Below are 16,461 nucleotides of genomic sequence, written 5' to 3'. Positions count from 1 at the left end.
CAATATTATCTCACTGCCAATCTGACTGTCGCTCTATACTTATCCAATTGAACCGCACTCATACCTTCAATGTCCACCAGTAATAAAAAAGGCTTGGCACCATGCCAAGCCTTACTAAACAACTTACAGATAATCCGCTAGGATTACCATCCAGTGATCTCGCGTAAACCTTTACCGATATCAGCTAAGGACTTAACCGTTTTAACTCCTGCAGCTTCAAGCGCGGCAAACTTATCTTCAGCTGTACCTTTACCACCTGAGATAATAGCACCTGCGTGTCCCATGCGCTTGCCCGGAGGAGCCGTCACACCAGCAATGTAAGAAACCACTGGCTTAGTAACATTTTCTTTTATGAATGCAGCAGCTTCTTCTTCCGCAGTTCCACCGATTTCACCAATCATTACAATCGCTTCAGTTTCAGGATCTTCTTGGAACAACTTAAGAATATCAATGAAGTTTGAACCTGGAATAGGGTCTCCACCAATACCCACACATGTAGACTGACCGAAGCCTTCATCTGTGGTTTGCTTGACGGCTTCGTAAGTCAAAGTCCCTGAACGAGAGACGATACCCACTTTACCTTTTTTATGGATATGACCTGGCATGATGCCGATCTTACATTCGTTTGGCGTGATTAGGCCTGGACAGTTAGGTCCAATCATACGAACGCCGGTTTCTTCTAGCTTTACTTTGACATCGATCATATCGGTGGTTGGAATGCCCTCCGTGATCGTCACAATAAGCTCAATCCCAGCGTCTATCGCTTCTAGAATAGCGTCTTTGCAGAAAGGAGCTGGCACATAAATAACGGTTGCAGTCGCACCCGTCGCTTCTACCGCTTCACGAACGGTATTGAAAACTGGTAGATCTAGATGAGTTTGACCACCTTTACCAGGAGAAACGCCGCCGACCATCTGCGTACCATAAGCAATGGCTTGATCAGAGTGGAAAGTACCTTGCCCACCGGTAAAACCCTGACAAATTACTTTGGTGTCTTTGTTAATTAATACAGACATTATTTCGCCTCCGCAGCAGCAACAACTTTCTGAGCTGCGTCAGCAAGTGACTCAGCAGCAATGATATCAACATCAGAATTAGCAAGAACGTCACGGCCAAGATCCGCGTTTGTTCCTTCTAGACGCACAACAACAGGCACGCTTACACCCACCTCTTTCACTGCCCCGATAATACCTTCAGCGATCATGTCACAACGCACAATACCCCCAAATATATTAACGAGTACCGCTTTCACATTGTCATCAGAAAGGATAATTTTGAATGCTTCTGCAACGCGCTCTTTGGTCGCACCGCCCCCAACATCAAGGAAGTTAGCAGGTTTACCACCATGGAGATTAACGATATCCATCGTCCCCATTGCAAGCCCTGCACCATTCACCATACAACCGACGTTGCCATCAAGAGCTACGTAGTTAAGCTCCCATTGTGCCGCATGCGCTTCACGCTCATCTTCCTGAGAAGGATCATGCATTTCACGAAGCTTTGGCTGACGATACATCGCGTTCGAGTCAATGTTAATTTTTCCATCCAAACACAGTAAATCACCGTCACCAGTAATAACAAGCGGGTTGATTTCAAGCAAAGCCAGATCGTACTGGGCAAACATGTCACCAAGACCCATGAAAATTTTCACGAACTGCTTAATTTGATTGCCTGACAGACCCAACTTAAATGCCAGTTCACGACCCTGATAAGCTTGAGGCCCCACTAACGGATCGATCGCCGCTTTATGAATAAGTTCCGGCGTTTCTTCGGCAACTTTTTCGATTTCGACACCACCTTCCGTCGACGCCATAAAAACGATTTTACGAGTCGCACGATCAACAACGGCACCTAAATACAATTCATTGGCGATATTTGACGCTTCTTCAACCAAAATCTTGGTTACTGGCTGGCCATTCGCATCTGTTTGATAAGTGACTAGGTTTTTGCCTAACCACTTTTGAGCGAACTCTTTAACACCTTCTTTAGTATCGTGAAGTTCGACACCACCTGCTTTACCACGTCCACCAGCGTGTACCTGACATTTAACGACTTTCTTTTCTGTCGATATACGACCAGCAGCATCAAACGCTTCTTGAGGTGTATCACAGGCGAAGCCTTCCGGTACAGGCAAACCGAATTCTGCAAACAGCTGTTTGGCTTGATATTCATGCAAATTCATTTTGATATTCCGTTTATTTTCCCTTAAGGGATTATTATGTCCATGACGCCTTTTTGACGTCTGTAGGGTCTTCTCAATTTAATCGTCACAACGAATATGATGTTAACGATTTACTGAAGGCTGGATGCTATGCATATCCAGCCAAAAGGTCTTACCTTGATATCAGACGTCCAATAGAAGACGTGCTGGATCTTCTAGCAACTCTTTAATCGTCACTAAGAATCCCACTGACTCTCGGCCATCAATTAAACGATGATCGTAAGACAAAGCCAGATACATCATTGGCAATATTTCCACCTTACCATCTACCGCCATTGGGCGGTCTTGAATTTTGTGCATTCCAAGGATAGCCGATTGTGGTGGATTAATAATTGGTGTTGACATCAAAGAGCCGAACACACCGCCATTAGTAATCGTAAAGTTGCCACCGATGAGCTCATCAACGGTCAACTTGCCATCACGTCCTTTAAGAGCCAATTCTTTAATGCCTTTTTCGATACCAGCGAACCCTAATGTATCGCAATCTTTAAGAACGGGTGTAACCAAACCACGAGGAGTCGACACTGCCATACTAATGTCAAAGTAGTTGTGATAAACAATATCTTCGCCGTCTATCGACGCATTCACTTCAGGGAAACGTTTTAACGCTTCCGTTACGGCTTTAACATAAAAAGACATAAAACCAAGGCGAATACCATGACGCTCTTCGAACTGATCTTTATATTGCTTACGCAGATCCATGATTGGCTTCATGTTAACTTCGTTGAACGTCGTTAACATTGCTGTACTGTTCTTAGCCTCAAGCAGTCTGTTTGCCACAGTTTTGCGCAAGCGTGTCATAGGAACACGTTTCTGGCTTCGTGCTGCGGCAGGTACTTCTACCGCTGCAGGAGTATCCACTTTAGGCGCGGCTTTTGCGTTGGCTAAGTGCGCTTCAATATCTTCTCGCGTAATACGACCACCGACACCCGAACCTTTAACTTGACTCGCATCAAGATTATGTTCTGCCAGTAAACGACGCACTGCTGGACTTAATGCATCATTACTCTCTTCGGTTAAGGACGCTTTGTGACGTTTATCAGGCGACGCTTCAGATTTCTCGGTGTTGTCTCCGGTTGGTTCACCCGCGATCGCACCTTCCTTGATCTTAGCGATTAACTGCTTAGAAAGTACCGTGGCACCCTCTTCTTCGATAATCGCCTCAAGAACACCAGATTCTGGAGCAGGGACTTCTAGTACGACTTTGTCAGTTTCAATATCAACCAAGACTTCGTCACGCTCTACGAAATCGCCTGGTTGTTTGTGCCATGTTGCTACTGTTGCATCAGCGACAGATTCAGGTAAATCTGGAACCAGAATTTCAATTGTCATGTCTGTTTCTTCCTTTCACTTCTAGTTCTTAATCCGAAGTTTTTGTATTCACGTTAAGTGCGTCTTCAACCAACGCTTTCTGTTGTTTCAAGTGTACTGACATATAGCCGACAGCTGGTGAAGCTGAGGCTGGTCGACCAGCATATTTCAGGTCAGTACCCTTTGGAGTAGCCGCTCTAAAGTTATGCTGGCTCGAATACCAAGCGCCCTGATTCTGTGGCTCTTCCTGACACCAAACAAAATCCTCGACATTTGTGTATGGGGCTATCGCTGCTTTCACTTCATCCATTGGGAACGGGTAAAGTTGCTCAATACGAACAATGGCAACATCTTCTTGTTCATTATTACGACGTTGTTCCAACAAATCGAAATAAACTTTACCGGAACAGAACACCACACGTTTTACTTTCGAAGGATCAAGTTTATCAATTTCGCCGATAGCAGCCTGGAATGTTCCGTCTGCCAAATCCTCAATCGTTGAGGTACATAAAGGATGACGTAACAAAGACTTAGGCGACATCACAATCAAAGGCCGACGCATCGGTCTGACGACCTGACGGCGAATCATGTGGTAAACCTGTGCGGGTGTTGACGGCACAACAACTTGCATGTTTTGTTCAGCACATAACTGCAGGTAACGTTCCAAACGCGCCGACGAGTGCTCCGGCCCTTGCCCCTCATACCCATGAGGCAGCAACATTGTCAGACCACACAAGCGGGCCCACTTCTGCTCTCCAGAGGAGATAAACTGGTCGACAACAACTTGGGCACCATTTGCAAAATCACCAAATTGAGCTTCCCAAAGGGTCAAACCGCCGGGTTCTGCGGTTGCATAACCGTATTCAAACGCCAGAACCGCCTCTTCAGACAAAACTGAGTCAAAAACCTGAAATGGCCCTTGTTTATCATGAATATTCGATAACGGAACAAAGGTACTGGCATCAGTCTGGTTGTGAAGTACAGAATGTCGATGGAAGAAGGTTCCTCGTCCCGAATCCTGTCCTGAAATACGAATGCGTTTGCCTTCATCAACAAGAGTAGCGTAAGCCAACGTTTCTGCCATACCCCAGTCAATCGCTTTCTCTCCTGAGATCATCGCTTTACGATCGTTGTAAAGTTTGTTCACGCGACTTTGCAACTTATGACTGTCAGGATAAGAGCACACGCGCTGACCCAACTCGACTAATCTTTGCGTACCAACCTGACTCGTCCATTCAGTATCCCAGTCGTGGCCAATATAGGGCGACCAGTCGACAGAATGCAGAACCATTGGACGCCACTCTTTAACGACGACTTCACCATGATCTAGTGCATCACGATACTCATTAACCAGCTCAGTGGCCTTTTCCAAGTCGCATTCATTGCGATCGGTCAGTACATCAGCATAGAGTTTGCGAGGCGTTGGGTGTTTCTTTATCTTTTGGTACATCAAAGGCTGAGTTGCATTAGGCTCGTCTGCTTCGTTGTGACCATGACGACGATAACAAACCAAATCAATCACAACATCGCGTTTAAATTCGTTACGGTAATCTAAAGCGATGCGGGTAACGAATGCCACGGCTTCTGGGTCATCAGCGTTTACGTGAAAAATAGGTGCCTGAACCATCTTCGCGATATCGGTACAATACATGGTCGAGCGAGTATCACGTGGGTTTGATGTGGTGAAACCCACTTGGTTATTCACCACAATCCGGACCGTTCCACCAACATGGAAACCGCGAGACAATGACATGTTAAATGTTTCAGCTACAACACCCTGGCCTGCAACAGCCGAGTCACCGTGGATTGTAATTGGCAGAACAGTGCTGCCATCAGAGTCGCCAAGTCTGTCTTGACGTGCTCTTACAGAGCCAATAACCACAGGGTTAACTATCTCTAAGTGAGAAGGGTTAAACGCCAAAGCCAGATGCACATCGCCACCAGGGGTAGCAAAGTCAGCAGAGAAACCCTGATGATACTTAACATCACCTGTCCCCCAAGTATCATCGTGCTTACCGGCAAATTCATCAAACAAGTCTTGAGGCTTTTTGCCCAGAACATTGACCAACATGTTGAGACGACCACGGTGAGCCATACCCACCACTACCTCACGCATGCCATTCTTACCCGCGTGACGTATCAACTCTTTTGTCATGGGAATGAGTGCATCACCCCCCTCTAACGAAAAGCGCTTTGCGCCTGGGAATTTTGCACCTAAGTAACGCTCTAGGCCCTCTGCAGCAGTCAACTCTTCAAGAAAAGTATGCTTTTCTTCTTTGCTGAATGCAGGTAACCCGCCCACTGATTCGAGACGTTGTTGAATCCAACGCTTTTGTTCAGTGTCTGTCATATGCATGTATTCAGCGCCAACTGAACCACAGTAAATTTTGTTAAGCGCAGAATAGATGTCTTTCAACTGCATGGTGTCTTGACCAACAGCGAATGAACCGACATTGAAGGAATCTTCAAGGTTTTCTTGGGTAAGATTATGGAATTTAGGGTCCAGTTCCGCCACAGTGGGGCGTTGCCAGAGACCCAGAGGGTCAAGCTGAGCGGCTTCGTGACCGCGGAAGCGGTACGCATTGATCAGCTGGAGTACTTTTACTTGCTTAGCATCGACATCTGGGTCACTCACCTGAACACTGTAATGCTTTGTCTCTTGAGCGAGTCGTCGGAAGTAATCACGGACACGCGAATGTGGTTGTTCAACCACTTCTTCTTGTGACTTGGGTAAGTCATCAAAAATACGTTTCCATTCCTCACTAACCAAGTCGGGGTCGCTAAGATACAGTTCGTAGAGGTCTTCTACATACGTTGCATTGGCGCCAGCCAAGTGTGAAGACTCGAGCCACGCCTTCATCACGCCGTTGTGCATATTTTCCCTTAACCAGTAGTTTTCACGTTTGCTGCGGTCTGTGCCGAGCTATTAAAAGCCAGTTACTAAATGCAACTGGCAATTTTTGTAATCTTTGCCCCAAGTCGTTAGTCTTCGCTAAGGTTGTCACCCACAGCGGGCCTAACGACTTAAAGGCAATACTTATACCGAACGATTCACCAGCATCGACTTTATGTGACCGATAGCTTTCGTTGGGTTTAATCCCTTAGGACAAACACTTACACAATTCATGATGCCATGGCAACGGAAAACGCTAAATGCATCATCAAGATTTGACAGACGTTCATCTGTCGCTGTGTCACGGCTGTCAATCAGCCACCGATACGCGGCTAAAAGACCCGCGGGGCCAATGAACTTGTCGGGGTTCCACCAGAATGATGGACACGACGTCGTACAACAGGCACACATAATACATTCGTACAATCCATCGAGGTGAGCACGGTCCTCTGGGCTTTGCAAATTCTCACGAGAAGGTGGCAAAGCACCATCATCAACAAGAAACGGTTTGACCTTAGTGTAATTATCGTAAAACTGGGTCATATCGACAATTAAATCTCGGACAACAGGCAATCCAGGTAAAGGGCGAATCACTATTTTGCTGCCTTTCAATGCAGACAGTGGCGTGATACAGGCTAAACCATTTTTACCATTCATGTTTAGCCCATCTGAACCACATACACCCTCACGACATGAACGACGGAAAGAGATGCTAGGATCTTGCTCTTTTAAAAGAATAAGCGCATCCAACAGCATCATGTCCGATCCTTCCTCTACCTCAAGAGTGTAGTCCTTCATGTACGGCTTTGTATCAACATCTGGGTTATAACGGTACAAAGAGAATTTCAGTTTCATCATCGTGTCCTCCTCTTAGTATGTACGAGCTTTTGGCGGAAATGCTTCACGGTGAACAGGTTCCATGTTGACATCGCGCTGAGACATTGCTTCAGTTTCAGGATTATAGATAGAATGGCATAGCCATTGCTCATCATTGCGATCCGGAAAATCAAAACGAGCGTGGGCGCCACGACTCTCTGTTCGGTAGTTAGCCGCAACTGCAGTAGCAAATGCTGTTTCCATTAGGTTTTCTAGCTCAAGACATTCGATTCGCTGAGTGTTGAATTCCGTTGATTTATCAGCAAGGTGTGCATTCTTAAGCCGTTCACGAATGACTTTAAGCTCTTCCAAGCCATTGGCCATCGCATCTCCTTCACGGAAGACTGAAAAGTTATTTTGCATACATTGCTGAAGATCTTTACGTATTTGCGCTGGATCTTCGCCGCCCGTACTGTTTTCCCAACGATTGTAGCGTTCCAAAGAACGTTCAATATCAGCGTCGGTCGCCGGTTTAGCCTCAGCTTGTTTCGCCAATGTTTCACCAAGATGCAACCCTGTCGCTCGGCCAAACACGACCAAGTCTAACAAAGAGTTACCACCAAGGCGGTTAGCACCGTGAACAGATACAGAAGCAATTTCGCCGCAGGCAAACAACCCTTGGACTTCGACATCATTTCCAGCAGCATCTTGCTTGATAGCTTGCCCAGAAACTTGGGTAGGTACACCGCCCATCATATAGTGACAGGTTGGAATCACTGGAATCGGCTCTTTGACCGGATCAACGTGGGCAAAAGTACGAGATAATTCACATACACCCGGCAACCTAGATTCCAACGTTTCTTTACCCAGATGATCGAGTTTCAGTTTAATATGCGGTCCCCAAGGGCCATCACAGCCTCGCCCTTCACGGATTTCGATCATCATAGAACGGGCGACCACATCTCGACCAGCGAGATCTTTTGCATTTGGCGCATAACGCTCCATAAAGCGCTCACCGTCTTTATTCAACAGGTAGCCGCCTTCGCCACGACATCCTTCGGTCACTAGCACACCTGCACCTGCAATGCCCGTAGGGTGGAACTGCCACATTTCCATATCCTGCATTGGAACACCGGCACGCAATGCCATACCGACACCATCACCGGTATTAATATGAGCATTCGTTGTAGATGCATAGATGCGACCTGCGCCGCCCGTAGCCAAAATGGTGGCCTTGGCTTTGAAGTAACATATCTCGCCAGATTCCATACAAAGAGCAGTACAGCCTAAAACGACACCATCTTCGTTCTTGACCATATCGAGCGCGTACCACTCAGAGAAAACCGTTGTCTTGTGTTTTATATTCTGCTGATACAAGGTATGCAAAAGAGCGTGACCGGTTCGGTCTGCTGCCGCAGCAGTGCGCGCAGCTTGCTCTCCTCCAAAGTTTTTAGATTGCCCGCCAAATGGTCGTTGATAAATCGTACCATTATCGAAACGTGAAAAAGGCAATCCCATCTTTTCGAGCTCAATGACGGATTCAGGCCCATTTTTACACATGTATTCGATCGCGTCTTGATCACCGATATAGTCGGATCCTTTAACGGTATCGTACATGTGCTGTTCCCAATGGTCTTGGTGAGCGTTACCTAACGCCACAGTAATACCACCCTGTGCAGACACAGTATGGGAACGAGTAGGAAACACTTTAGAGAGCAAAGCACAAGAAAGGCCCTGCTCAGATATTTGCAGTGCAGCGCGCATGCCTGCACCACCAGCGCCGACAACAACGGCATCAAATTCGCGAACTGGAATAGTCACTTACGCACCCCACAGAACAAAAAGACCAGAAAAGAAGTAACCAAACAACACAGCGATAACGCCGAGCTGCAAGCCACCACGAAGCTTGGCACACTTAATATAGTCGGTAAGTACCTGCCATAGACCAATCCAAGCGTGGATTAAGACAGATACGAGCGCCAGCATGGTAAACACTTTCGTAAAAGTACCACCGAAAAACTGGGTCCATGAGACGTAAGAGATGTCTGAGAAAGCACAAAAGCTCACCAGATAAATCGTATAAAGCGTCATAATGATCGCAGAGGCACGAATCAACAAGTAATCATGTACCCCGTTGCGGCCAAAAGATGAAATGTGTTTTACCATACTAGAATCCCCGCGAGTACAGACAGAACGGCCGTCGCTGCAAAGGCAACCTTGGCACTCAATGCACCAGATTCCAGCTCTTCAAAATGCCCCATATCCATCAGCAAATGACGCACGCCACCTGCTATATGGTAGGACAAAGCCGTTAAAATACCCCACAGAATAAATTTGACAAAGAAACCGTCTACAATATCGACAGCTTGCGCGTAACCTATCGGGGAGGACAGGGAAATGGATAGTAACCAAAGAAGAATCCCGATCGCGACAAACGTAATTACACCGGAAACCCGATGCAGAATAGATGCGATTGCTGTGATCGGAAAGCTTATGGTCTGTAAATCTAAATTAACAGGTCTTGACTTTCTTTCTTTCACGGGCTTGCTCACTCAGCTCCATTGAAGCATTTATTGTTATGAACGAAATTTGATTGCAAACCTACAAAATCTAACACTTATTTAACAACTAACCGGTAAAAAACCGCAATAACTTGTAAAATATTTGTTAACATAAAGCTTTAAAACATCACCTCACATTAGTTTAAAAGCTCGGATTTATAAGGTTTCCACCAAATTTTGCGGCGCCACTATACGGCTGCACATATTTTAGCACAATTGGTGTAACAATTTTTGCTACACAGAACAGATTTTTAACTTTATACGTGTAAAAAATCAAAACAAGTGCACACATCGGAGGAGAAAAATTGACTTTAATAACGAACACACGTACAAAATTGTCACACAAATATCCTGGACGGATTAATAATAAACAAAGGAGATTGTTATGGCGGATAAGAAAGCGACCCTTCACGTAGAAGGTCAAGCGCCTATCGAACTGCCTATTATGGAAGGTGCTTTAGGCACACCTGTAATAGATGTTCGCAAACTCGGAGCAAACGGATACTTTACTTTTGACCCGGGTTTTCTTGCCACTGCATCTTGTGAATCTCAAATCACTTACATTGATGGTGATCAGGGGATTCTTTTACACCGCGGATACCCAATCGATCAGTTGGCCAATAATGCGGATTACCTAGAAGTCTGTTACATCCTGCTTTACGGCGAAGCCCCTACACGAGATCAATACGAGCAATTCAAGAAGACGGTCACGCGACATACGATGGTTCACGAACAAATCGCGAGCTTCTTCCATGGTTTCCGTCGCGATGCGCATCCGATGGCCGTTATGTGTGGCGTTGTCGGTGCTTTGGCCGCTTTCTATCACGATTCTCTTGATATCAATAACGATGAGCACCGTGAGATTACAGCCTACCGCCTTCTTTCTAAGATGCCGACCTTGGCTGCCATGTGTTACAAGTATTCAATTGGCCAGCCATTCATCTATCCACGCAACGACCTTAACTATGCGGAAAATTTCCTGCATATGATGTTCGCAAACCCTTGTGAAGAATATGACGTCAACCCTGTAGTTGCGCGTGCAATGGATAAAATCTTCACCTTACATGCTGACCATGAGCAAAATGCCTCAACGTCCACCGTACGTCTTGCTGGCTCTTCAGGTGCAAACCCATTTGCTTGTATTGCCGCGGGTATTGCTTCACTTTGGGGACCTGCACACGGTGGTGCAAATGAAGCTTGCTTGAAAATGTTAGAAGAAATAGGCAGCGTCGACAACATCCCTGATTACGTTGCACGAGCCAAAGATAAAGATGACCCGTTCCGTCTTATGGGTTTTGGTCATCGTGTTTACAAGAACTACGATCCTCGAGCAACCGTCATGCGTGAAACGTGTCACGATGTACTCAAAGAACTGAATATCGATGACCCATTGTTGGACGTTGCGATGGAGCTTGAACGTATTGCCTTGTCTGATGATTATTTCGTGTCGAAGAAGCTTTATCCGAACGTCGATTTTTACTCAGGTATCATATTGAAAGCCGTAGGAATACCTGTCTCTATGTTTACGGTAATTTTTGCTCTTTCACGAACAATTGGTTGGATTGCGCATTGGAATGAGATGCACAGCGATCCGCTTAATCGCATTGGTCGTCCTCGACAATTGTACACAGGTCAAACTCAGCGTGATTTCGCTCCGATTCATGACCGCTAGTTAGCTATCTTTATAGCCAAAGGTTGGTTCATTAGAACCAACCTTGTTTGTTTTTTATTGGTCTATACTGGATTATCAATATCAACAAACTCGACATCCAAACCATGTTCAGCAGTAAGCCATTCACCTAACGCTTTTACACCATAACGCTCTGTTGCATGATGGCCTGCCGCAAAATAATGGATATCCATTTCTCGCGCCGTATAGGTAGTGCGTTCGGAAACTTCTCCAGAAATAAATGCATCAAGCCGATGATTGGCAGCCAATTCGATAAAGTCTTGTCCCCCTCCCGTGCACCAACCGACGGTTTCAATTCTTTTGGCCGCATTTTCAGGAGCAATATGCAAGGGCGAACGATTAAGGACCTGAGCGATTCGTTTTGAGAATTCATCGCCTGTCATGATTTTTTTTAGTCGACCAAACATGGCGACAGACTGAGCGTGCCCTTCTAACCCACCTTCAACATCAATGTCGAGCAAGCGAGCAAGCTCTGCATTATTTCCGAGTTCCGCGTGGACATCCAATGGAAGGTGATAACCAAAAAGGTTGATATCATTTTTAATTAACGTTCGAATGCGCTTGCCTTTCATTCCACGAATTGGTTGCGGCTCTCCTTTCCAAAAATAGCCATGATGAACCAGTAAGGCATCAGCGCCTAATTCTACAGCTCTATCAATAAGTGCCTGTGAAGCCGTTACTCCCGTGACCACACGTCGCACTTCTTGCTTACCCTCCACTTGCAAACCATTTGGTGCATAATCTTTAAAAAGCTGAGGGGACAATTTTTTATTTAGTAATTTTTCCAACTGCAGGTTATTCATGCTTACTTTCGCTCATTACTCTCAATTCGACTGTGACAAAGTGTATTCCAACCATGGCAGTGATGCTAGCCTCTGGATACAATAGCCTTCATTCTCATCACTAGGGTTACACGATGAATCAGCACCAACGTTTTTATGACTGGATAGCGTCGACACCTCCTCTTTTTAAGACGGTAGGGCCATTTGCAAACCTACAGGAATTGGATATCGAGCCTTTTCAGCTGGCCAATTATGAGGGGAATCCAAGGTTGGGGTTTCTTTACCAGCACTTATGCACGGAATTACTCTCTCACTGCACACGGTACTCTGTTGAACTCGAAGAACTGCAAATTAACCATGCCAGTGGAAAAACGCTCGGTGCTATCGATTTGATCTTGCATAACCATCAAAACAACCGACGCGAGCATTGGGAAGTCGCGATAAAATTCTATTTGCTTCATCAGGGCACTTGGTATGGCCCCAATGCCCATGATCAACTGGATATTAAGCTTGCACGCATGCTGAATCACCAACTCAAAATGAGTTCTACTAAAGAGTTTCTGTCTCAACACCCTGAATTTGAACACGTATCCGAACATCTTCTAATGCAGGGGCGCCTCTACATCAACCCTTTCTCAGAGGAAAAGGTGCCCACTGAATGTTTGGGATGGACACTTGACTCCAAACAAATCACCGGAAAGTGGTGCTACCAAAGTCAATGGGCGTTAATAAACGAACCTCTGTACGACTTAGATAAAGCTTTTTGGGCAACAGGTAGACAAGACTATAAACATCCGATCGCCAAACCCAGCAGTCGCTTCATTCACGCTCAAACTAGAGGTGGGCAGTTCTGGTTCGTCGTCCCTGATCATTGGCCTGATGACTCATAGGGTGATGGAAGACACCACCCTGAAACCTAGCGGCTTAACAGCCTGCTTATCGCAGTCTATAGTCCGGATCTAACAAAAACTTGATTGACGATCTCTTGAGCCTCTTGCTCTATTTGCTTAAGGTGCGCCTTCCCCTTAAAGCTTTCACAATAAATTTTATAAATATCCTCCGTCCCAGAAGGACGGGCAGCAAACCAACCACTGTCGGTTGTGACTTTTAGCCCCCCTATTGGGGCACCATTACCCGGTGCATGCGTTAATCGCGCCGTAATGGGGTCACCAGCAAGGGTATCTGCGGCGACCATTTCAGCAGAAAGCGTCTTTAACACTTCTTTCTGTTTCCCATTTGCGCTCGCCTGAACTCGGGTGTATTCAGATACCCCATGTTTCGCTGCTAACACTTCATAATATTGCTGAGGGTCCTTCCCTGTTACAACTGTAATTTCGGCGGCGAGCAAACATAGGAGAATACCGTCTTTATCTGTCGACCACGGGGTACCATCTTTTCTCAAAAAAGAGGCGCCTGCGCTTTCCTCTCCGCCAAATCCCAGTCTCCCCTGATGTAAGCCCTCCACAAACCACTTAAAACCGACTGGGACTTCGCACAATTCTCTCTCCAAATCAGCCACCACACGGTCAATTAATGCGCTTGAAACAAGCGTCTTACCCACAGCCACATCTTGACGCCAACCATCACGATGGCGATAGAGATAATCAATACAAACGGCAAGAAAATGGTTTGGATTCATTAATCCTTTTGGGGTAACAATTCCATGACGATCATAATCTGGGTCATTACCGAAAGCCAAATCGTAGTCGTCTTTCAGATTTAGGAGTCCAGCCATTGCATATGGTGAGGAGCAATCCATACGAATCACCCCGTCTTTGTCCAAAGACATAAACTGGAACGAGGGGTCAATAGCATCACTCACCAGACTGAGATCAAGTTGATAGGTGGTAGCGATCTGGCGCCAATAGTCAATGCCACTGCCTCCAAGGGGGTCAACGCCTATCTTAAGCTTTGCTCGCTGGATGGCCTCCATATCGATAACATTGACTAAGTCATCAACATAAGGCGTAATCAGGTCACGCTCTTCAAATAGAAATGAGTTACGTGCCCGTATGAGTGGCATCCGTTTGACACCAGAGAGACCATTTCTAATCAAAGCGTTCGCTCTGTCTTGAATAGCCACAGTCAGCGTATCTTCAGCAGGGCCGCCATGAGTTGGGTTATATTTAATCCCCCCATCTTGAGGTGGGTTATGAGAAGGGGTGATCACAATACCGTCCGCTTTCTGGTGTTGGTGAGTGAGATTATGGGCCAGTATGGCGTGTGATACCGCCGGCGTCGGCGTAAAACCGTTGTCTTGTTGCACCACAACCGTGACGCCATTTGACACCAGTACCTCAACAACACTGGCAAATGCGGGTTCCGATAGCGCGTGAGTATCCTTGCCTACAAATAATGGCCCTGTCGCCCCATATTCTACTCGTAACTCAACAATCGCCTGAGTGATCGCTAAGATATGATTTTGGTTAAACGTAGCTTTGTCTGAAGTTCCTCTATGGCCTGAAGTGCCAAAATTAACATGATGCTCAGGGTTACTAGGGTCCGGTTCGAGAAGGTAATAATTTGAGACAAGCGCAGGGATATTGTGCAAATCCTGCTGTAACGCTTTTTTCCCAGCACGCGGGTGCATTGCCATTTGATATCCTTTCTAAAATCATAAGCATCAAAAAACCCCATAATACTCATAGGAACATGAACATTATGAGGTTGAAATCGGAATTTTTTATATTGAGTTTGTCACTTTCTCAATCATATCAGCAGGAAAGTTCATTCTCGCCATGAGTTGGTCAACCATCTGCCTTTTGCGGCTGGTATTGTTATTTGTAATCACCCAAAATGGAGAATCCGGAATGGCTTTTGGTTTCGTCGTTGTCCCACTTTGCAGAAGAGTCTGCTCATTATCGGCAAAGTATACTCGCTTACGACCTTTAACTTGAGTCGCTTCCAAGAATCCTTTCGGGTCAATACGGTTTAACGTAGAAAGCACGAGCATAAAACGATCAATGGCTTTTTTAAGATCGGCAAAATCGTCGGAGATAAGCAATGTTCGCATTGCTCTAACGCTATCCACTTTATCTTCATTCCCAGCATCACGACTGACTACAAGTCCCTTAGGTTGCAGATGAGTGGCCGCTGAAACTGAGGGTTGTGTCTGCTCGTCAACACCTAAAAGGCGACGCAAGATATCGGACGCACTTTCACCGATATGTTTGGTTTGACCTGCGATGTAACGGTATAGATCTTCATCAACCTCTATTGTTTTCATTCGCTTTTCACAATCTCTATGATTAAACTCTGAAGGATTATATACCCAAGTCCCCTCAAGATGCGAGTTTCAGATTTGGTATCTTAAGCGGAATGAGGTTCAACGTTAAACTGGTCACGAATAAAATAAAATGTCACAACTGATTAACTACAAAATAGAAGGCGAGGGTCACACCGTCGTTATGATCCATGGGTTATTTGGAAACCTTGATAATCTCGGTCTCCTCGCCCGTGATCTTCGCAAAGATTTTCAAGTCATCAGCGTCGATCTACGCAATCACGGTGCTTCGTTTCAATCTTTGAACCATAACTACGCCGCGATGGCTCAAGACGTTGATCGCTTACTCAGCAGTCTAAAACTGGACAAATATAGCTTAATTGGACACTCAATGGGTGGAAAGGTCGCCATGAAGCTTGCTGAACTCACGCAACAAAAGGTGAGTAAGTTGGTGGTTCTGGATATGGCGCCCGTGGGTTATAGCCAACGTCGCCATGATAATGTGTTTGCTGGGTTACATGCCGTTATAGGAAGTAAGCCAACGTCACGTAAGGAAGCATTAGACATTCTAGCCGAACATATCGAACTCGAAGGCGTAAGGCAGTTCCTTAGTAAATCTCTTTACAATAATGGCCTGCATTTGGATTGGAGATTTAACGTCGCCAGCCTCTGGCAAAACTATCATGAGATTCTCGCTTGGGACCCAATAGATACCATCACCAACCCTACCCTTTTTATTAAGGGTGGCAACTCAGATTACTTAACCGAAGAACACCAGAATGACGTAAAAAAACAGTTCATTAATGCGAGAGCACATGTCATTGGCAATACCGGACACTGGTTGCATGCCGAAAAACCAAAAGAAGTACTACGTGCAATTCGAAAGTTTATTGAATAAAAGCAGAATGAGAGAGATCCAAAGTATACTGACCGTTAACTTTATCTTTTAACAATGGTATAGTTC

14 protein-coding genes are annotated in these 16,461 nt (G+C 45.7%); 3 read left to right on the top strand and 11 right to left on the bottom strand.

Annotated features, from left to right (window positions below):
• Nucleotides 1-143: 143 nt before the first annotated feature.
• The 8 genes from sucD to sdhC form a co-directional block, all read right to left on the bottom strand.
• Nucleotides 144-1,016, bottom strand: a complete 873-nt coding sequence (gene sucD, locus HLM86_RS00725; RefSeq protein WP_076585613.1) for a succinate--CoA ligase subunit alpha — start codon at nt 1,014-1,016, stop codon at nt 144-146.
• On the bottom strand, nt 1,016-2,182 hold the full coding sequence (gene sucC, locus HLM86_RS00720; protein ID WP_076585615.1) for an ADP-forming succinate--CoA ligase subunit beta: 1,167 nt from the start codon (nt 2,180-2,182) through the stop codon (nt 1,016-1,018). The genes sucD and sucC overlap by 1 nt, the downstream gene beginning before the upstream one ends.
• Before the next feature lie 162 nt (nt 2,183-2,344).
• Nucleotides 2,345-3,553: a 2-oxoglutarate dehydrogenase complex dihydrolipoyllysine-residue succinyltransferase gene (gene odhB, locus HLM86_RS00715; protein ID WP_170882175.1), complete on the bottom strand. Its 1,209-nt coding sequence runs from the start codon at nt 3,551-3,553 to the stop codon at nt 2,345-2,347.
• 28 nt (nt 3,554-3,581) lie between these two features.
• Nucleotides 3,582-6,407: a 2-oxoglutarate dehydrogenase E1 component gene (gene sucA / locus HLM86_RS00710; RefSeq protein ID WP_170882176.1), complete on the bottom strand. Its 2,826-nt coding sequence runs from the start codon at nt 6,405-6,407 to the stop codon at nt 3,582-3,584.
• Nucleotides 6,408-6,569: 162 nt separating this feature from the next.
• Nucleotides 6,570-7,280, bottom strand: coding sequence for a succinate dehydrogenase iron-sulfur subunit (locus HLM86_RS00705; RefSeq protein ID WP_076585988.1), 711 nt, complete (start codon nt 7,278-7,280; stop codon nt 6,570-6,572).
• Between the two features lie 15 nt (nt 7,281-7,295).
• Nucleotides 7,296-9,062, bottom strand: coding sequence for a succinate dehydrogenase flavoprotein subunit (sdhA, locus tag HLM86_RS00700; protein ID WP_076585621.1), 1,767 nt, complete (start codon nt 9,060-9,062; stop codon nt 7,296-7,298).
• Nucleotides 9,063-9,407 (bottom strand): succinate dehydrogenase, hydrophobic membrane anchor protein, encoded by a 345-nt coding sequence (gene sdhD, locus HLM86_RS00695; RefSeq protein WP_076585623.1) that lies wholly within the window; start codon nt 9,405-9,407, stop codon nt 9,063-9,065.
• A complete protein-coding gene (gene sdhC / locus HLM86_RS00690; RefSeq protein WP_076585625.1) occupies nt 9,401-9,793 on the bottom strand; it encodes a succinate dehydrogenase cytochrome b556 subunit in 393 nt (130 codons plus the stop codon). The genes sdhD and sdhC overlap by 7 nt, the downstream gene beginning before the upstream one ends.
• Before the next feature lie 394 nt (nt 9,794-10,187).
• Here sdhC and HLM86_RS00685 point away from each other — a divergent pair, with 394 nt between their 5' ends.
• Nucleotides 10,188-11,474, top strand: a complete 1,287-nt coding sequence (locus tag HLM86_RS00685; RefSeq protein ID WP_076585627.1) for a citrate synthase — start codon at nt 10,188-10,190, stop codon at nt 11,472-11,474.
• Between the two features lie 62 nt (nt 11,475-11,536).
• Here HLM86_RS00685 and HLM86_RS00680 read toward each other — a convergent pair whose 3' ends face one another.
• The gene (locus tag HLM86_RS00680; protein WP_170882177.1) at nt 11,537-12,295 is read right to left on the bottom strand and encodes a Nif3-like dinuclear metal center hexameric protein; all 759 of its coding nucleotides are present in this window, start codon (nt 12,293-12,295) and stop codon (nt 11,537-11,539) included.
• Nucleotides 12,296-12,408: 113 nt separating this feature from the next.
• On the opposite strand from HLM86_RS00680, the gene HLM86_RS00675 reads away from it, so the two are divergent.
• On the top strand, nt 12,409-13,164 hold the full coding sequence (locus HLM86_RS00675; RefSeq protein ID WP_170882178.1) for a DUF1853 family protein: 756 nt from the start codon (nt 12,409-12,411) through the stop codon (nt 13,162-13,164).
• A 56-nt stretch (nt 13,165-13,220) separates the two neighbouring features.
• On the opposite strand, the gene pgm is transcribed toward HLM86_RS00675, so the two are convergent.
• Together pgm and seqA are read right to left on the bottom strand one after the other, a co-directional pair.
• Entirely contained in the window at nt 13,221-14,870 is a 1,650-nt protein-coding gene (gene pgm / locus HLM86_RS00670) for a phosphoglucomutase (alpha-D-glucose-1,6-bisphosphate-dependent) (protein WP_170882179.1), read from the bottom strand.
• An 87-nt stretch (nt 14,871-14,957) separates the two neighbouring features.
• On the bottom strand, nt 14,958-15,500 hold the full coding sequence (seqA, locus tag HLM86_RS00665) for a replication initiation negative regulator SeqA (RefSeq protein WP_076585636.1): 543 nt from the start codon (nt 15,498-15,500) through the stop codon (nt 14,958-14,960).
• A 130-nt stretch (nt 15,501-15,630) separates the two neighbouring features.
• On the opposite strand from seqA, the gene HLM86_RS00660 reads away from it, so the two are divergent.
• On the top strand, nt 15,631-16,395 hold the full coding sequence (locus HLM86_RS00660) for an alpha/beta fold hydrolase (protein WP_170882180.1): 765 nt from the start codon (nt 15,631-15,633) through the stop codon (nt 16,393-16,395).
• The last annotated feature ends 66 nt before the right edge of the window (nt 16,396-16,461 follow it).

The sequence above is a fragment of the Vibrio ostreicida genome, from assembly GCF_013074385.2.
Classification (GTDB): domain Bacteria; phylum Pseudomonadota; class Gammaproteobacteria; order Enterobacterales; family Vibrionaceae; genus Vibrio; species Vibrio ostreicida.
This window is presented reverse-complemented; position numbering and strand designations above follow the sequence as displayed.